General features: G+C 63.4%; 18 protein-coding genes and 2 tRNA genes. 10 read left to right on the top strand and 10 right to left on the bottom strand.

Going from position 1 to position 23327, the window contains the following annotated elements; genetic code table 11:
- Positions 1 to 70: 70 nt before the first annotated feature.
- Both tuf and ACZ5WW_RS23035 read right to left on the bottom strand, forming a co-directional pair.
- Positions 71 to 1255, bottom strand: coding sequence for an elongation factor Tu (tuf, locus tag ACZ5WW_RS23040; RefSeq protein WP_377163331.1), 1185 nt, complete (start codon positions 1253 to 1255; stop codon positions 71 to 73).
- Positions 1256 to 1329: 74 nt separating this feature from the next.
- Positions 1330 to 1404, bottom strand: a tRNA-Thr gene (locus tag ACZ5WW_RS23035).
- Positions 1405 to 1669: 265 nt separating this feature from the next.
- Here ACZ5WW_RS23035 and ACZ5WW_RS23030 point away from each other — a divergent pair.
- The 7 genes from ACZ5WW_RS23030 (at position 1670) to ACZ5WW_RS23000 (ending at position 9634) form a co-directional block, all read left to right on the top strand.
- Positions 1670 to 3022 (top strand): VWA domain-containing protein, encoded by a 1353-nt coding sequence (locus ACZ5WW_RS23030; RefSeq protein ID WP_377163329.1) that lies wholly within the window; start codon positions 1670 to 1672, stop codon positions 3020 to 3022.
- A gap of 959 nt (positions 3023 to 3981) precedes the next feature.
- A complete protein-coding gene (locus ACZ5WW_RS23025; RefSeq protein WP_377163327.1) occupies positions 3982 to 4254 on the top strand; it encodes a hypothetical protein in 273 nt (90 codons plus the stop codon).
- A gap of 746 nt (positions 4255 to 5000) precedes the next feature.
- Entirely contained in the window at positions 5001 to 5348 is a 348-nt protein-coding gene (locus ACZ5WW_RS23020; RefSeq protein WP_377163325.1) for a DUF6547 family protein, read from the top strand.
- Positions 5349 to 5418: 70 nt separating this feature from the next.
- Complete coding sequence (locus tag ACZ5WW_RS23015) at positions 5419 to 5583, top strand: hypothetical protein (protein WP_377163323.1); 165 nt, start codon at positions 5419 to 5421, stop codon at positions 5581 to 5583.
- Positions 5583 to 6545, top strand: a complete 963-nt coding sequence (gene miaA, locus ACZ5WW_RS23010; RefSeq protein WP_377163321.1) for a tRNA (adenosine(37)-N6)-dimethylallyltransferase MiaA — start codon at positions 5583 to 5585, stop codon at positions 6543 to 6545. The genes ACZ5WW_RS23015 and miaA overlap by 1 nt, the downstream gene beginning before the upstream one ends.
- Positions 6500 to 7600, top strand: a complete 1101-nt coding sequence (gene aroB / locus ACZ5WW_RS23005; RefSeq protein WP_377163319.1) for a 3-dehydroquinate synthase — start codon at positions 6500 to 6502, stop codon at positions 7598 to 7600. The genes miaA and aroB overlap by 46 nt, the downstream gene beginning before the upstream one ends.
- Before the next feature lie 201 nt (positions 7601 to 7801).
- Positions 7802 to 9634, top strand: coding sequence for a vWA domain-containing protein (locus tag ACZ5WW_RS23000; protein ID WP_377163317.1), 1833 nt, complete (start codon positions 7802 to 7804; stop codon positions 9632 to 9634).
- Between the two features lie 280 nt (positions 9635 to 9914).
- Here ACZ5WW_RS23000 and tnpA read toward each other — a convergent pair whose 3' ends face one another.
- Entirely contained in the window at positions 9915 to 10361 is a 447-nt protein-coding gene (gene tnpA, locus ACZ5WW_RS22995; protein WP_377163316.1) for an IS200/IS605 family transposase, read from the bottom strand.
- A gap of 629 nt (positions 10362 to 10990) precedes the next feature.
- Here tnpA and smc point away from each other — a divergent pair.
- On the top strand, positions 10991 to 15004 hold the full coding sequence (gene smc / locus ACZ5WW_RS22990; protein WP_377163314.1) for a chromosome segregation protein SMC: 4014 nt from the start codon (positions 10991 to 10993) through the stop codon (positions 15002 to 15004).
- 444 nt (positions 15005 to 15448) lie between these two features.
- On the opposite strand, the gene ACZ5WW_RS22985 is transcribed toward smc, so the two are convergent.
- The 3 genes from ACZ5WW_RS22985 to ACZ5WW_RS22975 form a co-directional block, all read right to left on the bottom strand.
- The gene (locus ACZ5WW_RS22985) at positions 15449 to 15925 is read right to left on the bottom strand and encodes a hypothetical protein (RefSeq protein ID WP_377163312.1); all 477 of its coding nucleotides are present in this window, start codon (positions 15923 to 15925) and stop codon (positions 15449 to 15451) included.
- A gap of 99 nt (positions 15926 to 16024) precedes the next feature.
- Positions 16025 to 16699, bottom strand: a complete 675-nt coding sequence (locus ACZ5WW_RS22980) for a ubiquinone/menaquinone biosynthesis methyltransferase (RefSeq protein ID WP_377163310.1) — start codon at positions 16697 to 16699, stop codon at positions 16025 to 16027.
- Positions 16700 to 16747: 48 nt separating this feature from the next.
- A tRNA-Leu gene (locus ACZ5WW_RS22975) sits at positions 16748 to 16832 on the bottom strand.
- Positions 16833 to 16943: 111 nt separating this feature from the next.
- Between ACZ5WW_RS22975 and ACZ5WW_RS22970 the strand changes: the two genes are divergently transcribed.
- Positions 16944 to 17828: a prenyltransferase/squalene oxidase repeat-containing protein gene (locus ACZ5WW_RS22970; RefSeq protein WP_377163308.1), complete on the top strand. Its 885-nt coding sequence runs from the start codon at positions 16944 to 16946 to the stop codon at positions 17826 to 17828.
- A 174-nt stretch (positions 17829 to 18002) separates the two neighbouring features.
- On the opposite strand, the gene ACZ5WW_RS22965 is transcribed toward ACZ5WW_RS22970, so the two are convergent.
- The 3 genes from ACZ5WW_RS22965 to ACZ5WW_RS22955 form a co-directional block, all read right to left on the bottom strand.
- Entirely contained in the window at positions 18003 to 19337 is a 1335-nt protein-coding gene (locus tag ACZ5WW_RS22965; RefSeq protein ID WP_377163306.1) for a DUF1501 domain-containing protein, read from the bottom strand.
- Between the two features lie 103 nt (positions 19338 to 19440).
- Positions 19441 to 20652, bottom strand: a complete 1212-nt coding sequence (locus ACZ5WW_RS22960; RefSeq protein ID WP_377163304.1) for a hypothetical protein — start codon at positions 20650 to 20652, stop codon at positions 19441 to 19443.
- Positions 20653 to 20722: 70 nt separating this feature from the next.
- Positions 20723 to 21658 (bottom strand): D-alanyl-D-alanine carboxypeptidase family protein, encoded by a 936-nt coding sequence (locus ACZ5WW_RS22955; RefSeq protein WP_464694190.1) that lies wholly within the window; start codon positions 21656 to 21658, stop codon positions 20723 to 20725.
- A 154-nt stretch (positions 21659 to 21812) separates the two neighbouring features.
- On the opposite strand from ACZ5WW_RS22955, the gene ACZ5WW_RS22950 reads away from it, so the two are divergent.
- Positions 21813 to 22700, top strand: coding sequence for a peptidylprolyl isomerase (locus ACZ5WW_RS22950; RefSeq protein ID WP_377163300.1), 888 nt, complete (start codon positions 21813 to 21815; stop codon positions 22698 to 22700).
- 60 nt (positions 22701 to 22760) lie between these two features.
- On the opposite strand, the gene ACZ5WW_RS22945 is transcribed toward ACZ5WW_RS22950, so the two are convergent.
- Positions 22761 to 23309: a hypothetical protein gene (locus tag ACZ5WW_RS22945; protein WP_377163298.1), complete on the bottom strand. Its 549-nt coding sequence runs from the start codon at positions 23307 to 23309 to the stop codon at positions 22761 to 22763.
- Positions 23310 to 23327 lie beyond the last annotated feature (18 nt).

Below are 23327 nucleotides of genomic sequence, written 5' to 3'. Positions count from 1 at the left end.
TGGGAGACGAAATCACCGCCGGGTCTGGCGCACAGACCCGGCGGGATTCGAGACAAACGAACTGCGCGAACTAGTCGAGGATGTTGGCCACGCGGCCGGCACCCACGGTCTTGCCACCTTCACGGATGGCGAAGCGGATGGTCTTTTCCATGGCGATCGGGGTGATCAGCTCGACTTCGATCGAGACGTTGTCACCAGGCATCACCATTTCCACGCCTTCAGGAAGCTTCACGCTGCCGGTCACGTCCGTGGTGCGGAAGTAGAACTGCGGGCGGTAGTTGTTGAAGAAGGGGGTGTGACGGCCGCCTTCGTCCTTGGAAAGGACGTACACTTCAGCGGTGAACTTCTTGTGCGGGGTCACGGAGCCGGGCTTGGCGATGACCTGACCGCGCTCGATGTCGGTCTTCTTGGTGCCGCGAAGCAGAAGGCCCACGTTGTCGCCTGCACGACCTTCGTCGAGCAGCTTGCGGAACATTTCGATGTCGGTGACGGTGGTCTTGGCGGTCGGACGGATGCCGACGATTTCCACTTCGGACATCTTCTTGATGATGCCACGCTCGACACGGCCGGTGCAGACGGTACCACGACCTTCGATCGCGAACACGTCTTCCACGGGCATGAGGAAGTCCTTGTCGATCGGACGCTCTGGCAGCGGGATGTAGCTGTCCACAGCTTCCATGAGCTTGAGGATGTTGCCTTCATGCTCGGCGTCACCTTCCAGAGCCTTCAGGGCGGAGCCCTTCACGATCGGGATGTCGTCACCTGGGAAGTCATACTTGGAAAGGAGGTCACGGACTTCCATCTCCACGAGGTCGAGGAGCTCAGGATCGTCCACCATGTCCACCTTGTTCATGAACACCACGAGGGCGGGCACGCCGACCTGACGGGCGAGCAGGATGTGCTCACGGGTCTGGGGCATCGGGCCGTCGGCGGCGGAGACCACGAGGATCGCTCCGTCCATCTGGGCGGCGCCGGTGATCATGTTCTTCACATAGTCAGCGTGTCCGGGGCAGTCCACGTGTGCGTAGTGGCGCTTGTCGGTCTCATACTCCACGTGGGCGGTGTTGATCGTGATGCCGCGTTCCTTTTCTTCAGGTGCTGCGTCGATCTGGTCATATGCACGTGCCTGGGCGAAGCCTTTCTTGGAAAGGACGGTCGTGATGGCGGCGGTCAGGGTGGTCTTGCCGTGGTCAACGTGGCCGATGGTGCCGATGTTGACGTGCGGCTTGTTGCGTTGGAATGCTTCTTTAGCCATGGTGGAGTTAGTTGAGGGGGTGCGCTTGGGACTGGTTCGTTTGTCGTGTTTCGAAGATCCCCACGGACAGCCACTGGAGCTGTTAGAGGGACTTGAACCCTCGACCTCGTCCTTACCAAGGACGTGCTCTACCACTGAGCTATAACAGCGTAACCGGCGGCGGCCTGATGAGAGACCTCCTCCTCTTTCGACAAGAAAACCGGGATATGAACACCTCCATAACTGGCGTCAGGAGACAGTACACCCCGGCTTTTTTCCGAAAAAGTGGCGCGATACTAGGACGGCTGAGGTCACTGTCAAAGACTATTTCATTTGTTTGAGAAAGAATGGCGAATATTTCGCCGTGAATCACCTCCCCCCAAGGCGGCCATTGGCAGCGAATGCCAGCCCTCCCCTTCCCCACGCACCGCCACCATGCGCTACGCTCTCGCCAGCCTCGCCCTCCTGCTGCCTGCGGGCCTGAATGCGGCGGATGATGCGGCGGCAGTGCTGAAAGACCTCGTCAAAAACGTGCGCGCCGGCCGCCAGGAGGCGCTGGCCCCGCTGCAGGAGCTGCACGCCCAGCGCCTGGCCGGCGAGGCCGTGCTCTCCCTCGTCAATGACAGGCGCACGGGCCTGGGCATCAAGCTGCGGCTCGCCGAGATCGTGGCCGCATGGCCTGCGGGCGAAGGGCGCCGGACGCTGGCGGACTGGCTGGCCAGGCACCCGGGGTGCGATGGCGATGCGCTGCTGTTTTTCGCCAGTGCGCACCTGCCGGAGACGCGCAGCTTTTTCTGGGGCCTCCTCTCGCAGCCCAAGGGCCCGCTGGCCACGGCCAAGGAGCCGGTGCGCCTCGCGCTGGCGGCACGGGCGCTGGGCGCCTTTCCGGACCATCCGGACCCCGTGGTGGCCCGCGTGGCCGCACTGCTGGACGCCGCGTGCCCGCACGTCATGCGCGCCTGCGCGGCGGAGGCGCTGGGCGGCATGCGCAGCCCCGTGGCGCTGCAGGCCCTGCTGCCCTGGCTGAATGACGACGCCATCGGCCAGAGCGTGCATGCCTCGCTCTTCCAGCTCACCGGGCAGGACTTTGCAGACGATGCGGAGAAGTGGAAAGCCTGGCTGGCAGAGCAGGGCCGGAGCCTGCCGTGGAAGATGCTGCCCCGCAGCGACTACGCCGAATACCTCAAGCTGCAAAAGCTCCTCAAGCCCCTGGAGGACGACCCCGCCGCCATGGCAGCCATGGCCAGCTTTTACGGCGTGGAGTTTCGCGGCAAAGGCGCGCTTTTCATCCTGGACGTGAGCGGCAGCATGAACGCCGACGGCCGCATCGGCAAGCTCCGGGGGCAGATGAGCAACCTCCTCACCGCCCTGCAAAACAAACCGTCCCGGCTGCGCTACGGCATCCTCACCTTTGGCGAAGACGTCACCCCCTGCTTCTCCGGGCGCGGCATGGCGCTCAATGACGAGAAAAACCACCGGCAGGCCGTGAGCTTTGTGGACCGCCTCGAAGCGCGCGGCGGCACGCCTATGTGCGAGGCCTTCACCCACGCCCTCACCCGCATCCTCCCGGAGGGCGGCATCGACTCCATCTACTTCCTCAGCGACGGCCAGCCCAGCGACGGCACCCCCGCCATGGTGCTGGATCTCGCGCAGCGCATCCATGCCGAGTACCGGGTCCGCATCCACTGCATCAGCATCGGGGAGGAAACCCCGCCCGGCAGCGCCGAGCCCTCCCTGCTCAGGCAGATCGCGGAGGCCTGCGAAGGCACGTTTACCGTGCCGCCGTGAGCGCTCACAGCTCCGGCCGTAGGCTGGGTGTGTTTGGCGTCGAAGGCATTCCAAAGCTCCAACGCCCCTTCCGCCAAACCGCCCGACTGTCAGCATGTTCGCATGCCGTGACGATTGCCTTATGCTTCCAGAAGCACCCGCTTCCCTCCTCCGAGTTGCCCAGTTTCCACACCTAAGCACGGCAACTCGGCAACTCGCATTTTCAGAGATGGCAAAGCTGTGCAAGGAAAGGCATCCCAATGTCATTGCATGACCACTCATGGTATTTCATAGCTGAAACAGCCACCCACTGACGGCAACTTTCCAGCCCCGGCGAGTTGCCATGATTTCCGGGCGCGGAGGCTGCGTATCCAGCCCGGCGGAGAGGGATCGTCCCGATCCCTCAGCGCTCCGCTTTCAGCCCAAAACTCCGCACGAACAGAAGCGCCCAAGACCCTCCATTTTAAGAGCCGTGGGCAAGACGGCGCATGGAGGGATCAGGATGATCCCTCTCCTGCCAGAGGCTCTGGATGGCTTGAAGGAGGGGGACCATCCTGGCCCCCTTTCGGCAGCGCGACGCGATGCAGCGCCCTGGATAAAGCTGAGCGTTGGATGCACGCGGCGCGTGGAGGCATCAGGATGATCCCTCTCCTCCGGCAGCAGGCGCGCAGACTTCCACAGTTTCAACGGGGGCTGGTGTGTGTATCCGACCCAAGGCCGCAGAAGAAAGCATTGAAGAGCCAGAGATCTGGAAAAGGAAGCGGCTATCTTTGTGAGGGATCAGCAGGGTCCAAAGAGTGAAAAAAAGAGATCAGCGGAGGCAGTGCGCGAACTGCTTGATCTGGGACTTCGTGAGTTCATCGAGAAGTTTGAAGCAAAGCTCAATAAACTAGGGCCTCTTTTTACTGACCATAAAGTGAGAGTAAGCCCCGGAGCAATGGGTGGGGGGTATAACCAGTGAGTCCAAACCCTTGGCTATCTTGGAATGGCTCATTCAACTCTCCAACCAGCCTTCTCAATTCTCGGTAACGCATGAATTCCTTGGTTATGGGACAGCCCATCCATTTAACTTACAGGCCTCATTTAAACTTCAATTCGGTGAGTATCGTTACATTCCAACCTTCGATAATACAGAGCAGTTCCGCAGCCCCTACACCGAACCCGTCCTCCCAGACGAAGCCGAAGCCCTCGCCAACAAAGCCCTGGCTCACGCCTTCGCTGAGATCAAAAGACACAGCGGCAGCCAGGAGTAAACAGCGCTCTTGGACGGGATGCATTCATCCCCTGACACACACATCACAGTTCAGCTTTTCAAACCCAGCGCCTGAAAGGCTGCAGCGTTTTTGGAGTGCGGCTGCGCAACCCTGAAGGGGTGGAGCTGCCGCTTTCGAGCGTCTCGCGGCAGGCGTGTGCTGACCGGCCTGCGTCACTCCACCGGCTCCCGCCTTCGGACCTGCCAGCACGTCGAAAGCGGTAGCTGCGTTCGTCCCTCACTGCGCGACCGCAGTCCATATCTGAAGCGATCCGACCCGGGGCTTTTCGAAACTCCAGAACACGGTGCCATGACCAACTCACACACTCCCCCGTTGAAACTGTGGAAACAGTGGAAGTCTCCCATCGGCAGGCGGAGCCTCCCCGACGCGAGTTGCCGAGTTGCCGTGCTTAGCACTGGAAACTCGGCAACTTCGGGAGGGTGATCGCGCTGACGCCGTGCAGGAAACCGCAGCAGGATACAAACGTTGGAAAGCGGTGGCAATGCGATGCAGGCTGATGAAAGCGCTCAGGTCCAAAAGCACTCCAATGATGGCAACTCGGGAGGGTCTCTGAGTTGCCAGGGTTTCCACTCATGCTTCGGAGCCTTCCACGCGCCACCAGGCACAGACAGGGTCGTACCTGCCCCCGTTGAAAATGTGGAATTTGAGGAAGCTGCTTTTCGGCAGGACCGAAAAAGCTTGGCATGGTGGCTACGGCCTGATGTTTTGAAAACTCTCTCCCCAGCATGACCACTCCCTCCGAACTGACCGTGTACAAAGCCTTCATCGACGGCCTGATCTCCCGCCGAGGAACTCTGGATTACCGGCTCCAGGCCTTCAGTGCCGGGGAGTGGCCGCGCGAGCATGCCGAAAAGCTCAGCGCGCTGCCGGAAGACATCCGCGATGCCATTCGCTCCATCATGATCTCCACTGCGGAGGCTGCCACGCACGATGCGCTGGCCTACCTGGAGGAGCAGGACGTGCGCCTGGAAGCAGGCGGCGCAGCCCTGCCCCATGCCCCCTTTGGCTCTTCTTTGCACGAAGACTGGGCACTGCGTGTGCAGAATCTGCCGTGGCCGGATGAAGAGGAGTGAACGAGGACGCACCATTCCACCCTCACTCCCCGCTTGAGCCTTTCCGCCCCCTGCACTAGTTTGCACCGTCATGAAAATCATCGCCTCTTTCCTCATTGTCGCTGTTTTCTCCCTCGCCTCCTGCCGTGGCAGCGGCGGCCCCATGACCCGCGCAGGGCGCGGCGTGGACCACGCCTTTGAAAAGACCGGCCAGGGCATTTCCAAGGTCGGTCGCAAGATCGAGCACACCTTCTGATGCCCGCTCAGCCGGGCACGGCCATGCTCCCCGCCAGCACCTTCTTCATCACCGGGCCCACGGCCTCGGGCAAGTCCGCCTTGGCCATCGCCCTGGCGCAGCACGTGGGCGGGGAGATCGTGAATGCGGATGCCTTTCAGCTCTACGCGGGGATGGACATCCTCACGGCCAAGCCCTCCCCGGCGGAGCTGGCGCAGGTGCCGCACCACCTCTACGGGGTGATCCCCCTCACGGAGGCCTGCGATGCTGCCAGCTACCACGCGCTGGCACTTCCCGTCATTCAGGGCATCGCTGCGCGGGGCCGCGTGCCCATCGTGGTGGGGGGCTCCGGGCTTTACATCAAGGCGCTCACCCACGGGCTCTCTCCCCTGCCCGCCGCCTCGCCGCAGCTGCGGGCGCAGTTTCAGCACCTGAGCCCCGGCGAAAAAATCGTGTGGCTGCTGCAGCGCGACCCCGAGGCCGCCACCACCGTGAACCTGCGCAATCCCCGCTACGTGGAGCGCGCGCTGGAGATCTGCCTGCTCTCCGGCCGCCCGCAGTCCGGCCTGCGCCGCTCCTTTGAGCAGGCCGAGCCGCAGGTGAGCGGCGTCATCCTCACCTGGGACCGCGAGACGCTGTACCGCCGCATCAATCAGCGCACGCTGGACATGTTTGCCGCCGGGCTCATCGGGGAAGTCCGCGCCCTGGGCCCGCTCTCGCCCACGGCGGAAAAGGCCATCGGCCTGCGCGAAGTGCGCGCCCACCTGGCCGGGCAGGCCACGCTGGAGGACACCGTCGCCGCCATCCAGCAGGCCACGCGGCACTACGCCAAGCGCCAGATCACCTGGTTTCGGCGCGAGCGCTGCTTCCAAACGATTTGCCTCGATTCCCTTCCGGCGGCACAGTACGCGCTCCCCCATCTCCTCGAACTTTTTCCATGCCTCCGCCCGACCAGCCCGCCAGCCCCGTCTTCGTCAATCTAGGCCCCCGCAGCTACCTCGTGCAGGTGGGGCGCGGCCTGCTCAAAACGCTGGGTGAAGAGGTGAACTCAAAGCTGCCGGACCGCACGAGCTGCGCCGTGATCACCGACTCCACCGTGGGCCCGCTCTACGCCGAGACCGTGCTGCAAAGCCTGCGTGAGGCCGGGAAAAAGCCCCACCTCATCACCGTGCCTGCCGGGGAGGCCTCCAAATCCCTCGCCAAGAGCGAATGGGTGCTCAGCGAGATGGTCACCGCCGGACTGGACCGCAAAAGCTTCGTCGTCGCCCTCGGCGGTGGCGTCATTGGCGATCTCGCGGGCTTCTGCGCCGCCGTTTACCAGCGCGGCATCCCTTACGTGCAGGTGCCCACCACCGTGCTCTCCCAGGTGGACAGCTCCGTGGGCGGCAAGACCGGCGTGAACCTGCCGAATGCCAAGAACATGGTCGGCTGCTTTCACCAGCCCGTCCACGTCATCGCAGACCTGGACACCCTCGGCTCCCTCCCCGCCCGCGAATGGAACGAAGGCTTTGCGGAAATCATCAAGCATGCCTGCATCCGCGATGCCTCCATGCTCCAGGCCATCGAAGACGTCGCCGCCGGCAAGGGCGACATCGTCGACCTCATCCGGCGCAACATCGCCATCAAAGCCGCCGTCGTGGAGGCCGACGAGCACGAGACCCTCGGCATCCGTGCGCTGCTGAATTTTGGCCACACCCTCGGCCACGCCATCGAGGCCGCCGCAGGCTACGGCAGGCTGCTGCACGGGGAGGCCATCAGCCTCGGCCTGCGCGCCGCCGCCTGGCTCTCCACGCAGGTGGGCGATCTCACCAGCGCTGAGTACGAGCGCATCCTCGCCCTGCTCAAGCTCTACGACCTCCCCCTGCGCCTGCCCGACGACCTCGACACCGAGGAGCTCATGCGCATCACCCGCACCGACAAGAAATTTGAAAACGGCAAGATCCGCTTCGTCCTCCTGCGCAAGATCGGCGACGCCTACGTGAGCAAGGACGTCCTCGAAGGGCACCTGAAGCAGGCGCTGGAGGAGCTGCGCAAATGACGAATGAGTAAATCCGAATGACTCATTTCCAGCCACCGGCTTAGGACACTCCCGGGTCTTTGCTTCTTCCATCCCGCATTCGACGCTCAATGCTCGAGGGCGAGTAGGAGGACGAAATAAATGCCATGCCACATTCGTCATTCAGGCTTGGACATTGTTTCGTCATTCGGATTTACTCATTCGTCATTCTGATCCCATCCGATGCGCTTCCTCACCCCCAGCTACCTGCACCTCCTCTGGCTCGCGCTGATCCCGCTGGTGCTGTGGCTCTTCCGGCGGCAGGCGCGGCGGGTGCCGGTGTCCACGCTGCTGTTTTTCAAATCGCTCGCGCGTGAGCATCAGGAGTCCGCGTGGCTGCGCCGCATCAAAAAATGGCTCTCGCTCATCCTCACGCTGCTGGTGCTGCTCTTTGCCATCCTGGCGCTGGCGCGGCCCAGCGGCACGCTTTCCGCAGACGCCGTCAGCGCCGCCGTGGTGGTGGTGGACTGCTCCGCCTCCATGGCCGCGCAGGACGTGCAGGGCCAGACCCGGCTGGACGCCGCCAGGCAGCGCGTGAAGGAGCGCCTCCGCACCCTGCCAGACCAGGCCGTGGTCTCGCTCATCGCCTTTGACGCACGCCCCCGCGTGCTGCTCTCCCGCAGCCGCAACCACCGCGAATGCCTGCGCCTGCTGGAGGAGCTCACGCCCGCGCCCATCGAGGGCAAACCCGAGGCCGCCCTCACCGTGGCGCAGCGCCTCGCAGACCTCGAGTCCCGCTCCAGCATCTGGGTGGCCAGCGATCTGCAGCCGCCCGCCAGCACAGCGGTCGACTGGATTCCCGTGGCCCTCAGGGAGCCGCTCAATGTGGGCCTCACCGGCTTTCAGATCCGCCACAGCCCGCTGGCGCGTGACCGCTACGAGGCCTTTGTCAAAGTCAGCGCCTCCGCCGGCAACGCCGCCAAGGCCACCACCACGCTGGAGGTCACCATCTCCGGCCGCATCGCCCAGCTGCGGGAGCTGGAGCTCGCCCCTGGAGAATCCAGCGCGCTCATCCTGCCGCTGGAAGGCGTGCGCGGGCAGCAGATGGAGATCCGCCTCAAGACCGCCGGCGACTGCTTTGGCTGGGACGACGCCCTCGCCGCGCCGCTGCCCAAGACCAAGCCGCTCAGCGTGGCCTACTTTGCCGAGAAGCCCGACCCCTTCACCGAGCTGGCGCTCTCCGCGCTCATCGAAAACGGGCGCATCGAAATGCGCAAAGGCGACCCAGCGGCCTGGCCGCCCAAAGAGCAGCCGGACGTGTACATCTTTGAGCACTGGCTGCCCAAGGAATGGCCCGCAGGGCGCCCCGTGATCGCCCTCACCCCGCAGGGCAGCTCCGGCCCGGTGCAGACGCGCCGCAGCAGCAGCGTGCCGTATGATGGTGTGCGCAGCGTGCAGCCAGACCACCCCGTGCTTTTTCGTGCCAGCAGCAGCCGCATCGCCCTGACCCAGACCACCCTGCTGACCCTGCCCACCTCCATCGAGCCGCTGTGGTTTGCCGGCAGCGAGCCCGTGCTGGCCGCCGGGGAGTACGAGGGCCAGCGCCTCGTCTGCACCGCCTTCTCGCCCGCGCAGTCAGAGCAGCTCGCGCTGCTGCCCTCCTTTCCCCTCATCCTCGGCAATGCCCTCTACTGGTGCGCCGAAAACAGCGAAGCCCTCACCGACACCCGCACCCTGCACACCGGCGAACTGCTGCACACCGGCAGCCTGGTGCAATGGCATGCGTGGAATGGCAGCTCCTTCATCGAAGTGGCGGACGATCCCGCGCACGGCCTCCTCGCCCTCAGCCGCATCGGCGCGTGGGAAACCGGCGACCGCAGCGGCGCCTGCGCCCTGATCTCCGCCGCCGAGACGGACCTGCCCGCCCTCGCTGCTGATGCCGCGCACTCCACACAGCCCGCCGCCCCGCTCATCACCGCCAGCGCCTTCAGCACCTGGCCGCAGCGCCTCATCTGGCTCGCACTCACGCTGCTGCTGCTGGAGAGCTTTCTGTTTCACCGCAAGGCGGTGTATTAAAGTAGCCCTGTTCCTGCGGAACAGGGGAAAGCGCCGCAAACACCTGCGGTGGGAAGCACCGTAAAACTTGGGCGATCCAGTGATATTCCTTGTTGCACAGCAAGAAGGCTACTTTGCTGGCGAAAGCTCTCCGCCCACTCCCGGAGGGAGCATGGAAATTAGCCGGTGGTGAAGGGAGCGTAGCGACCGGGAACCGCCGGATTTACGCATTATCCATCGTTTATATTGGGCCGCGCCCTGGAAGGGCGCGAGAAGCGTTCAAACCACCCTGCATTCCCTTTCACCACAAATACCGTTCGTCGTATTCCACCATCCCGCGCTGCAGCATTGCCTTGTATTCCTCTTGAAAGGTCTTCACCCGATGATGCTCCTCCTGGTTCAGCACGTACGAGCGCACCGACTCCAAATCGGGTGCGGCAAACGTGAACGCACCATAGCCCTCCTGCCAAGTGAACCCTGCCTGCCGCAATTCCTCATGAATCCAGCGTGATGACTCGCTTTTGATCTCGCGCATCACATCAGCCAGGCAATGCGTGGCCCGTAAACCCGCAGCGATGTGGATATGGTCGCCTGTTCCGCCCACCGCATGCGCGGTACCATTCATGCTGCGGATGATGCCGCCGATGTATTCATGGACACGTTTGCGTGCGGTCGGGGCCAGCCGGGGTTCACGGTTCTTAGTGCTGAACACGACATGATAGTGCAACGATAGATGCGTCGAGGGCATGGGAAACGTTTTCCGCCACATGCGCTAGTTCGCAATCATCGATTTCTGGCGTGCCGGAGGCACGAGAGATATTAGCCGGTGGTGAAGCGAAACCGCGAAGCGGTGCAGCGAGAACCACCGGAATCGCGCCATCCACCGCACCCGAATCACGGTAGCGCCCTTGAAAGGCGCGAGAATCAATCCTGGGTCATGCATCCACATTTGCCGGGCGGCATTCGAACCCTTCTCGCGCCCTTTCAGGGCGCATCGCTTGAAGATGCGATAGGGCGACTCGATCCGGTGGTTCCCGCTCGCCAAGCCTCGCTTCACCACCGGCTAATTTCCGTGCACCCTCCGGGAGCCCTTTGCATGACAGACTGCCACGCCACAGAGCACATGCGGGTCCGCCCCCCAAACCCCGCCCTTGAAAACTTGTTCACAGCCGTTACGATTATTCACAGGAAAAACGCCCTGAAAAATCCCACATCTTGTTTAAGATGTCTTAATGACCCCCAAGATAGCGTGGAATTTTGGGTTCACTCTTGCGGGCATCTGGCGCGGAATGGTTCAGTCCATCTCAGTACTCACCGCGAAGTCATTCGTCCTTCGGATTTCTTCACCCGTCTTTTCATCTCCGCCCCTTCATCGTCATGTATCTCAAGAGCCTCACCCTTCACGGCTTCAAGTCCTTTGCGGACAAGACCCATTTCGAATTCCACAAAGGCGTCACCGGCATCGTGGGCCCCAACGGCTGCGGCAAGTCCAACGTGGTCGATGCCATCCGCTGGGTGCTGGGCGAAACCTCCGCCAAAGCGCTGCGCGGCGATGAAATGGCGGACGTCATTTTCAACGGCACCGACAAGCGCAAGCCCGTGGGCCTCGCGGAAGTGACGCTGACCATGGCGGACTGCGAGCAGTCGCTGAACGTGGACTTCAACGAAGTCGCACTCACCCGCCGCGTCTTCCGTGACGGCCGCAGCGAGTACCGCCTCAATAACACCATCTGCCGTCTCAAGGACATCCACGATCTCATCGCGGGCACCGGCATCGGACGCGCGGCCTACTCCATCATGGCGCAGGGCCAGATCGACATGCTCCTGAGCTCCAAGCCGGAAGACCGCCGTACCGTTTTCGAAGAAGCCGCAGGCATCACCAAATTCAAATCGCAGAAGCGTGAAGCCCTGCGCAAGCTGGAATACACCGAGGCCAATCTGCTGCGCGTCGCCGACATCGTCGCCGAAGTGAAGCGACAGATGGGCACGCTGCAGCGCCAGGCCGCCAAGGCACGCCGCTACCAGGCCCTGCTGGAGGACACCCGCCTGCTGGACACCCACCTCGCGCACAAGCAGTACACCGAATTCAGCGGGGAGAAGTCCGAGGCTGAAAACCAGGTGCGCATGATGGCGAACCAGATCGAGGAGCTGCAGCACCGCCTGCAAGTGGCCGAGACCGAGGCCGCGCAGACGCGCGAGGCCTACCACGCGCTGGAATCCCAGATCAGCCAGGCACGCCAGCAGGCGCAGGAACTGCGCTCGCAGATGCAGAGCGCGCAGAGCCGCATCGGCTTCAACCGTGAGCGCACCGAGGAGCTGGAAGGCCGCCTGCGCCAGAACGAGGAGCAGATCGCCGCCAACGAAGAGCTGCTGGACCAGGCACGCCGTGACCTCGCCAGCGCCGACGAACAGCTGCTCGCCATCGCGGACAACATCCAGACGCGCCAGATGGCGGTGAACGAGCACGCCAGCCAGCACCAGAACATCATGCCGGAGCGCAACCGTCTGGAAAGCGACCGCCGCGCCATCCGCGAGTCCATCCGCCAGTTTGAAGGCCAGATCGCCGCCAGCGAGGCGCGCGCGCAGTCCCTCGGCAATCAGATCTCCGGCGACCGCCAGCGCTTTGAATCCCTGGCGCATGACCGCATGACGGCGCAGCAGGCGCGCGAGGCCAGCCAGATCGAATTCGACGAGCTGCAGCGCAACATCCAGGAGCTGGAGGACACGCGCAACCAGCTCGAAGAAAAGGCCAAGGACTGCGCCCGCGAGATGATCGAACGCCGCCGCCAGCGCGACGCGATGAACAACGAGCTCAACGACCTGCAGCGCAACCTGACGCAGCGCAAGTCACGCCTCGAGATCATCGAGCAGCTCCTCCAGAAAGGCGAAGGCCTCTCCGCCGGCACGCAGAAGGTCATCAGCGGCCTCGACAATCCCGAAGTCTATGGCGTCGGTGTGCGCGGCCTGCTGGCCTCCAGCATCGAGGTGGAGCCCGAGTACATCACCCCCATCGAAGCCGCGCTCAAAGACCACCTGCAGGCCGTCCTTCTCACCGAGAGCGAGCTCGCCGCGCAGATCATCGACCGCCTCACGGACCACAAGATGGGCCGCGCCGCGCTGGTGCCGCATGATTTCTGCAACCTGCGCAACGCCGCCGACCGCGAGCTGCTGCCCGCCGGCGCACTCGCCTGGGCCACGGACAAGGTGCGCGTGAAGACCGGCGTGCAGGGCCTCATCGACCACCTGCTGCACAATGTGGTGGTCGTGGACGACCTCCACACCGCCCTGCGCATGAAGCGCGAGATGCCCCACCTCGCCATCGCCACCATGCGCGGAGAGTTCATCACACATGATGGTATCATCACCGGCGGCGCCAGCAAGGAGGAGGGCTCCTCCACCCTGCGCCGCGAGGCCGAGGTGCGCCAGCTCCGCGCCGAGGTGGAGGCGCTGGAGTACCAGTACATGGAAAAGGAGGACGCCGTGAACAGCGTCACCGCCCAGCTCGAGGAAATGCAGCGCGAGGAAGTCTCCCTGCGCGAGCAGTCCCAGCGCGCCCGCGAGGGCTTCTCCCAGTTCCAGGGCAAGATGAGCGTCGTGCAGCGCGCCCTGCAGCAGGCCACCACCAAGCTCGAAAGCGTCGAGTGGGACCAGAACCAGATCCAGGAGCGCATCAGCGGCTCCGAAAGCCAGATCACCCAGCTCCGCGAGGCCGTGGCCATCGCCCAGGAGCAGCTCGAAACCTCCCGCATCCGCGAGGCCGAGCTGGAGCTGGAAATGGAGTCCTTCCTCCGCCGCGAGCTGGAGTCCAGCGAGCGCCTCAACGAGCTGCGCACCGCGCTGGCTCTGGAGCAGAGCGCCCTGCAGTCCATCGAGCGCCAGAAAGCCCCGCTCGGCGTGCGTCTGCAGGAGCTGCAGGCCGGCATCAACCGCTTCTCCGAGGAGATGAACACCTGGCGCATGCGCATCCAGCAGAGCGAGGCGGAAAACGCCCGCTTCCAGGAGCAGATCGAGTCCCAGCGCGACACCATCGGAGCGATTGAAGAACACCTGCAGTCCAAGACCGAGGAGCGCGCCGGATTGTTTGAGCAGGTCAGCCAGCTCGAGTCCCAGCTCACGCAGCTGCGCCAGAGCTTCAACGGCCTCAACGAATCCCGCAACCGCGCCGAAGTCACGCTCACCCGCGTGGACCTGCGCCTCGAAAACCTCATCAACCAGGTGCAGGAGCGCTACAGCTTCCACATTGAAGCCTTTGAGCCCGACTACCACGTGCTCATGATGACCATCGAGGAGCAGAAGAAGAACCGCAGCCGTGGAAAAAAAGGCGCCGCCAGCACCGCCGAAAGCAGCTCTGCCGACGACAGCGCCGACGCCACCGCCGAAGCCCCTGAAGAGCCCGAGGCCGAAGAAGCCCCGCAGGTGCGCGCCGTCTCCAACCGTGACGACGATGCCGTGGACATCGACGAGGTCGTCATCCCCGGCCAGGAGGCCGAGCCCGACTGGGCCTTCGTCATGGAGGTGGTCTATGAGCTGCGCCAGAAGCTCGAGGGCATCGGCCCGGTGAACCTCGACGCCATCCAGGAGTTCGAAGAGCTCGAAGAGCGCCACAACTTCCTCGACACCCAGCACAACGACCTCGTCAAATCCAAGGACGAGCTGCTGCAGGTCATCGCCAAGATCAACGACACCACAAAGACCATGTTTGTGGAGACCTTTGAGCAGGTGCGCGGCTTCTTTAACAACAATTTCCGCGAGCTCTTCGGCCCCGCCGCCAAGGCCGACCTCATGCTGGTGGATGAAAACGATCCGCTGGAGTCCGGCATCGAAATCATCGCCAAGCCCCCGGGCAAAAAGCTGCAGACCATCAGCCTCCTCTCCGGTGGCGAGCGCAGCATGACCGCCGTGGCCCTGCTCTTCTCCATCTACCAGGTGAAGCCCAGCCCCTTCTGCGTGCTGGACGAGCTTGATGCACCTCTCGATGAAACGAACATCGGCCGCTTCCTCAAGATGCTGGACGCCTTCATCGACAACTCCCAGTTCATCATCGTCACGCACAACAAGCGCACCATGAGCCGCGCGGATGTGATCTACGGCGTGACCATGCAGGAGTTCGGCGTCAGCAAGCCTGTGGGCGTCCGCATGACCACGGAGGACACCCGCACCCTGGCCAAGTCCGCCCAGGAGCTGGCCCTCGAAGCCCCGAACCAGCAGAAGCGCCGGAAGAAGTCTGACGACGCCAATGCCGCTGAAGGTGAAGACGCCGACGAAGCCGCAGACGCAGCGAGCGCCGAGGCCTCCGAGTCCACCCCCGTCAACGAAGACCTCGATGAGGAGCAGGCCCGCCTGACCGCCATCGAGGAGCAGGAGGAGCAGACACCTGCGGCGCTGGTGTAAACACACCGGAGCAAGGTCCTGGTTGATTCGCTGCGCTGCCCTTCGGACTCCATAAGGTCGTCTGTCTCGCTTCGCTAGGCTGTCCTCGATTCTAACGCTCCCGAAAAGCGCGTGCCACGTCCTTGGTCCGCAGCGCATGTATTGTAGTTCCGCCTTCAGGCGGCTTCGGATTCTGGACTCCACACGCTGGATTCCAGGCTCCTTGCTTTCTTAATACCATGATGCGTTGAAAACGACTCTGAAGGTGGAGGCACGATCCGACGGAGGGGGATCATCTTGATCCCCCCACCTGCAGCGTGTTCGTGGATGTTCGAGGGCGCTGGGCGACGCGTGAGCGTGTGGGATCGGGACGATCCCACTCCTCCAGAGCGCAGGCTGGCCGCATGGAATGCTGGCTTTCACCCATGAGACCCGTTTTCAGCTGTACGTGGTATAAAGCCGGTACTACAATACGGTACTGGGTGGCTGGGAGCTTCCAGGGCTTGGCGCGAGTGCTCGCCTCATCATCCCCTCAAACCTCTCCCGCAGTTCCTCGTCCCCCACACGCTGCGCCAGTTCGATGAGCTCCAGGTATGCGCTCCGTTCCTCCGGGTAGTAAAACAGGATCTTCTCATACTCCTGCACTGCCGCCTCCACCTTGCGCTCCTGGCTGTACTTGCGTGCCAGCACGTAGGACAGCGGCGGCTTCTCAAACTCCTCCGAAGGGTAAAACAGCTCTGCAAACGGCTGCGCAATCCACTCGGCCAGCTTTACAGCCGTGTCCGGCGCCAGCAGCAGCACCGCAGCCACGAGCAGCAGCATGCTGCCGATCACCAGAAAGGCCGCAGAAAGCCAGTCCATCCTCAGCGCTGCGCACATCAGCCACACACTCGCCAGCAAGGCGAGTCCGGCGAGAATCCTGCGAGCTTTCTGCCAGTGCATGCACAGGGATAAATCCGATCACAAGCTCTGCAACTGCGAGGCCAGCACCTTCGTCTGCCGCACGCATGCCCCGGCGCTGTTCCAGCTTTGCGCGCCCCGCTACTTCACCGCCTCATACAGCGACGCAATCCCCAGCGTGAGCTGGCGTGAGCCCGCGCTGCTGAAGCCATTCGCACAGATCAAAGACTCCATCTCACGGCCGGAGGGGAAGCGCTCGATGGACCCGCAGAGATAGACATAAGCCTCGCGCTTGCCGGTGATCCACCCAGCCACGCGGGTCATGACCTCCTTGAGATAAAACAGGTACAACTGCCGGATGCCCGGGATGCGCGGGATGGAAAAATCGAGCACAAACAAGCGCCCGCCGGGCCGCAGCACGCGGCTCATCTCCTGCAGGGCGGCGGGCCAGGAGGCCATGTTGCGCAGGCCAAAGGCAACCGTGAGCACATCAAAGGAATTGTCCTGAAAAGGCAGCGCCAGGCCGTCTGCAGCCACCAGGGCGCGGAGCTGGCGCTTCTGCGCCTCACGCATCATCGGCACCGAGAAATCCGCGCCCAAAACTTTGGCCTGCGGACAGGCAGCCTGGATGGCCTGGGCGAGATCTCCGCTGCCGGTGGCGAGATCGAGCACACGCTGCGGATTCAGCTCTGCAATGCGCCGGGCCGTGGTGCGGCGCCAGAGGCAGTCGATGCCGAGGCTGAGGACGTGATTTGCCAGCACATAACGCGATGCGATTCCCGCAAATGCCTGCCTCACAAATCCTGCGTCTTGCATGTGGCTTTCTGTGTAACCGGTCACCCGGGCGGCACTGTTGCCGCTGGATGGTGCTCACGAGAGGACTCGAACCTCCACGATGTTACTCACTAGAACCTGAATCTAGCGCGTCTACCAATTCCGCCACGTGAGCAAAGGAGTCGGGTTGACCGGGGACGGGAGTTTTGACCAAGCTGGAAAATACTCAAGCGAGAAAATGACTTTCTTCTAGCCGCAGGGCTGGCCCGGGTTTAGTCGCATGGGCATGTCCTTTCGTCTTGAAATGCTGCAGGTGGCGCGCCTGGCGCCCAAACTCCTCGGAGAATCGGCGGAGCTGGTGGAGGCTTTTCTGCGCTCCCGCCTCTCCCCCGAGGGTGGTTTCCTGGACCGCAACGACAAGCCGGACCTCTACTACACCGTGTTTGGCCTGGAGGGCCTGCAGGCTCTTTCCGTCGATGCCGCCACCCTTCCCGATGTGCGCCCCTGGCTGAAGCCCTTTGGCGACGGCGAGCGGCAGGATTTCGTACACCTCTGCTGTCTGGCACGCTGCTGGGCCAATGCGGGCATGGCGGACTTTTCAGCGGCCTCACGTGAAGCGCTGGCGGCACGCATCGAGGCCTTTCGCTGCCCGGACGGCGGCTACCATCAGGCCCCCGGCCGGGCCAAAGGCAGCGCCTACGGCTGCCTGCTGGCCTGGGGTGCCTACCAGGACCTCGGCGGCATGCCTCCCGAGCCCTGGCGGCTGGCGGAGTGCATGGGCGGCCTGCGCACGCCCGATGGTGCCTGGTCCAATGAGCCCGGCATCCCCGTGGGCTCCACCACCGCCACCGCAGCCATGGTGGCCCTGCACCGCCACATGGACATGGCACCGCCCGCTGAGGCCGTGGACTGGCTGATGCGCCAGTGCCTGCCCGCAGGCGGGTTCCTGGCCCTCCCCGCCGCCCCCATTCCCGATCTGCTCTCCACCGCCGTGGCCCTGCATGCACTGGATGCCGTGCAGGCAGATTACTCACGCCTCAAAGAGCCCTGCCTCGACTTTGTCGATTCCCTCTGGGATGCCACCGGCGGCTTCCATGGCAACTGGACCGACGACATGCTCGACTGCGAGTACACGTATTACGGGATGCTCGCGCTGGGGCATCTGGCATAGAAGCTTGGAAAGGAGAGGGATCGTCCCGATCCCTCACGCTTCCGCACCGCCCATCTCACACTATCCAAACCAGGGGATCAGGATGATCCCCCTCCGCCAGATTCGACACACCAGGACACAAAAAACCCGGACATCGCTGCCCGGGTTTTCTGAAGAGTTCTGGAAGGCGTCGTGTTACGCGATGACTTCGCTGAGGATGCGGCCACCGTTGACGATGTCGATGGGGCGTCCGCCGTCGGCCATGATGCGCTTCTCGCTGTTGATGCCGAGGAGGCGGTACATGGTCTTGGCAAGGTCTTCCGGCCCCACGGCGTCACGGTCAGGCTCACCGCCCAGCGCGTCGGAGGCGCCGTGGATGTAGCCTTCTTTGACACCACCGCCGGCGAGGGCGACGGAGAACACGCGCGGCCAGTGGTCACGGCCGTTGGTGCCGTTCACCTTCGGCGTGCGGCCGAATTCTGAGCTGACCATGACGAGCGTGCGCTTGAGCATGCCGCGGTCGGCGAGGTCGGTGATGAGGCGTGCAAAGGCCTGATCGAAGTTCGGAGCCTGACCGGTGAAGGCATCCTTGATGTTGGAGTGGTGGTCCCAGCCGCCGTAGTTCACGGAAACCATGCGCACACCGGCCTCGACGAGGCGGCGGGCCAGCAGGAAGCGCTGGCCGGCGGTGTTGCGGCCGTATTCGTCGCGCAGCTTGTCAGACTCCTTGGTCAGGTCGAAGGCTTCGCGGGCCTGCTTGCTGCTGATCAGGCCGTAGGCGGCCTGGTAGAAGCTGTCCATGGCGCTGATGGAGTCGGCTTTTTCCACGGCTTTGAAGTGCTCGTCCACCGTGCCCAGAAGGTTGCGGCGGCGGTCAAAGCGCTTCTCATCCACGTCCTTCGGAGTCAGGAGGTCACGCACGGTGAAGCCTTTGTCCGCAGGATCGCTGCCGAGGGCAAAGGGGCCGAAGGCGCTGCTCATGTAGCCGGTGCCCTGGTCTGGAGCGACCATGTTTGGCACCACCACATAAGGAGGCAGGTTGTTGCGGCTGCCCTGCTCATGGGAGATCACGGAGCCGAAGCTTGGGAACTTGATCGCCGGGCTCGGACGGTAGCCGGTGAACATGTTGTGCGTGCCACGCTCATGGGCGGCTTCACCGTGGGTCATCGAGCGGATGACGGTGAGCTTGTTCATGATCTTGGCGATGTTCGCAAACTTCTCACCCACGTATTCCCCGGGGATGGAGGTCTTGATCGGGGTGAACGGGCCGCGGTAGTCAGGCGAAGCAAAGGGCTTCGGGTCCCAGGACTCGTGCTGAGCCATGCCACCGGGGAGGTAGATGTGAATGATCGAGTCAGCGACGGGCTTGAAGCTTTCCACTTCAGGCATGACCTGCGCCGCCTGAAGGCGCATCATCTCAGGCAGAGTCAGGCCGAGACCGCCGAGCATGCCAACGTAGAGGAAATCACGACGGCTGACACCGGAGCGCAGATCAAGGTGATTGCCTTGGCAGAGAGAATGCATTTTCATAAGGAGGGAGGGGTGTTGTTGCTGGAATCGAGATGAATTACGGGAGTGCCCCGGCGATCTTGCATATCTTGCTAAAAATGCCGCAAATCGTGCGCCACCCGCCTCAGGGCGTCACCCAGCCAGGCTGGATGATCTTGTGGATCCACACCTGGAAATCCACCGGAGCATCCGGCGGAAATTTCAAATTCAGCATCATCGGCACCGTGGCGTCCTCGCTGAGCTGCAGCTGGTAGTCCAGCACCTTGGAGATCGGGCCGCCCTTCTCGGCGTAGCCATACACCACCTTGGCGCCGGGTTCGGAAATGTTGCGCAGGCTGTAGCACTGCAGCCTGGAGGGGTCACCAAACTGGTTTTCAAAATGCCCTGCCGGAGACACATACACCCGGAAGAGCGTGGGAATGGCCTGCCTCTGCTCCAGAAAATCCGACCACGCCATCTCGCCAGCGCCCACGAATGACTCCCAGTCCACCCGCGGCCCGGCCGGCGTGTGCTCCACCGTGGCCACGCGCCTGCCCCCGCCTTCCAGCACCACCACATGCTGGCTGAACTTGGGGGAAAGCTCCGTCGCCTCGACGATGGAGTCAAACGAGATGGCCCCGTCCGGATTTTTGGAATAGTAGGTGCTCATCAGCGGGGCCACGCGCAGGCGGTCGCGCACCAGCAGCACGCGCTCCTTCCAGGTGGCCGTCGCGAGAAACTTGCCCAGCACCTCCTCCGCCGCAGCCAGCTTTGCCAGATCTCCGCCCTCGACCTTGGACATGGCGCTGGCCGTTTTCAGCTCTTCACTGCCCGGGGGGCGAAACACCAGATTTCCCGGGCTCACCATCTGTGGCGTCGGCTCCTCAGGCTGCATGAGCGCAGTGCCTGGCGGCAGCACAGCAGCGGGCTTGTCCTCCTGCTGGGTCTCCGCAGCCTTGGCCAGCTTGGAGGCCAGCGTCTCCTCCTTCTTCGGCTCCGAGGGCAGCAGGCTCCAGACCACGAGCACAAGCACTATGAAGCCCACCACTCCGGCGCCGATGAGCAGGCGCTTGCGGAACTGCTGGATCTCCGGGTCCATGCGCATGCGGTCAAAGGCATCTCCGGGCAGCGGCTGCGGCTCCTGGTCTGCGGCGGCTGCGGCGCTCGGCTCGGCTGCGCCGGTGGGCTCGTTCTGCGTCATCAGCAGCGCGCGGCGCTTGGTCTTGGTGGTCTTTTCCGCCATCTGCAGCATCACCATCTGCCCGCACTCAGGGCACGGGCGTGAGCGCGTCACTGAAGAAACCTGGATTTCGACAGTCTTTTCGCAATGGGGGCAGACGAGGGTGGTGGCCGGCATTCTGGGCTGGTCGTTGATGAAAGGGTGGTCAATGTGGCTGCTGGAATGAACTGCCGCAACCTGTGGTTGTTCAATTTCCCGTCCACACATCCGCCGTCATGCCGCCGCTGCCGCGCAGGCGCAGCAGGCCCCAGCTCATCATGATGCGGGCATCCTCCCAGATGTACTTCGTCTTGGTGCCCAGCTGCACCAGGATCACCTCCCGGCTGCCGCTGGCGGCGCTGGAGATCAGGCAGCGTCCGCTGGCCACGGTGTAGCCGGTCTTCATGCCGTTGCACTCGGGCATCACGCCCAGCAGCTCGTTGGTGTTGGTGAGCGAGATGTAGCGCCCGCTCGCAAACCGGAAGCCGAAATGCTTGCGGCGCACCACATCGCGGATCACGCCGTTGCGGTACGCAGCCATCGCCACACGCGCCATGTCACGCGCGGTGGAGTACTGCCCGCCCACGGTGAGCCCGTGCGGGTTTTTGAAATGGGAGTTTGCACAGCCCAGCGCGCGGGCCTTGGCGTTCATTTTGGCGGCAAAGGCGCTGATGCTGCCCGCGTTGTCACGCGCCAGCACGTTGGCCACATCGTTCGCGCTCTTGATGAGAAAGGCGTAGAGCAGCTCCCGGCGCGAGTACACCTCCCCCGGCTTGATGCCGAGCCGCGTGGGCTCCACCGCCACGTCAGAGGCCTGCACGCGCACCATCTTGTCCAGGTTGCCTGCGTCCAGCACCACCAGGGCCGTCACCAGCTTCTGGGTGCTGGCCACGCCGCGCGCGGTTTCAAAATTGCGTCCCGCCAGATGCTGCCCGGTGCGCGCATCCAGCAGCAGGTAGGAGGCGGCGCGGATGGCAGGGCCGGAGGTGGCCACCAGCATGGGGCGCTCCGGCAGCAGCACCGGCATGACCAGCGCATCATCCCCCTGGGCATACATGTGCTGGGTGTTTGGCGCGACCGGGATGGCACGCACCACCCCCTGGCCGGCACAGCTCGCCAGCAGCGCGGCTGCAGCTCCAATCATCAAAAGTTGGGTCAGTCTCATCATCGTGAAGGAACGCCACATCCGCCTGCAGTTTTCATGCCGGGCAGGGCGGCCATGGCGTGCCGCATCTAGGCCACCCCGCGTTTGTTGTCAAACCTTGCGCCCTCCGCCGCGCGCTCCATGTTCCGCCCATATGGCACTTATCATCAACGGCGAACAGATTGACGACGAAAACATCGAGGCGGAGTTCCGCCACATCAAAGGTCACTACGAGCGCACCCTCCAGGTGGCCTGCTGCGAGCGCGACCCCGAATTTCGCGGCATCGCCAAGGACAACCTCATCTCTCGTGCCCTCCTCGGCCAGGAAAGCCGCCGCCGCCACCCCGAAGTCTCCGAGGCCGAGGTCACCGCACGCCTGCAAAAGCTCATCGAAGAGGCTGGCGGCGAAGATCAGTTCTACATGAACATCGGCATGCCCGTCAAAAACGAGGCCCTCATCCGCGACAACGTGGCAGGCGGTGTACGGCTGGACAAAACCCTGCAGGAAATCTACGCCCCCGAGCCCGAGCCCACCGAGGCCGACCTGCGCGCCTGCTACGAGGCCAACCTCAAGCACTACATGACCGACGAGGAGATCCAGGCCTCCCACATCACCAAGAGCCTCTCAGGCGCCAGCAGCCGCCAGGAAATCTACCACACCATGCGCGACGTCCGCCAGCAGCTCCTCGCCGGGGCCGACTTCAACAAGCTGGCCGAAGAGCATCGCACCGCCGAGCAGCAGCAGATCGACCTCGGCTGGTTCAAGCGCGGCGAGTTCATGGAGGAGTTTGAGACCATCGCCTTCTCCATGGGAGAGGGGGAGATCAGCCCCGTCTTCACCACCCAGCTCGGCTTCCACGTCTGCACCGTCACCGGCCGCCGCCCGTCCGTGGCACGCCCCTTTGAGGAGGTGAAGGCCGACGTGAAAAACCGCTTCATCGAAGAATACCGCGACAAAAAGTTCAACGCCTTCCTCGAAGAGCTCAAAGCCACCGCGAAGATCGAGGACACCGACCCCGAAGGCACAAACTGCGGGCATTGATGGGAAAGTGAAAAGTAAAAAGGGCGGAGAAGCCCCTCCCCCTTTTCACTTCTTCCACACTCACATCTTCGCGATCACCGGCAGCGGTGTGCGGCCCGACTCCACAGGCTCCGGCAGCGAGTCCATGGGCGGCGGGCCGGGGAAGTTGTCGTCCACAAAGCGCCGCCAGGTGTCGCGCGTTTTGGCTGAGATGAAGCCCTGCACCGTGTCACCGCACTTGCCGCAGATCATCACGCTGTGCAGGAGGGAGAGCCCCTCGCACACGCCCGTGATGACAAAATCATCCATGCCAGGCGCATCCCGCCGGGCATCACAGACAGCACACGAGTCCAGGCCGCGCTCCAGCGTCACCTGCTCGTTCTGAAACTGCGACAGCCGGTTCTTCGACTCCTGGGAAAACTCCTCCATCATCTGCGTGCGGCAGTGGTCGCACAGCGCATACTCCATCACGCATTCGCCGCGCTTGTAGGCCTTCGAGATCTGAAAGCCGCCGGGAAAGTCCGGCAGCGACTCGCCGCAGCGCGTGCAGTTCTGGAAAGGGCGCTCTTCATACTCGCACCGCAGGTCGGGCGGGATCGGCGGCGGCTGTTGGAGATCGTGATCAGACATCGGCTTGTTTGCAACAAA

The organism is Prosthecobacter fluviatilis (assembly GCF_055388355.1).
This window is presented reverse-complemented; position numbering and strand designations above follow the sequence as displayed.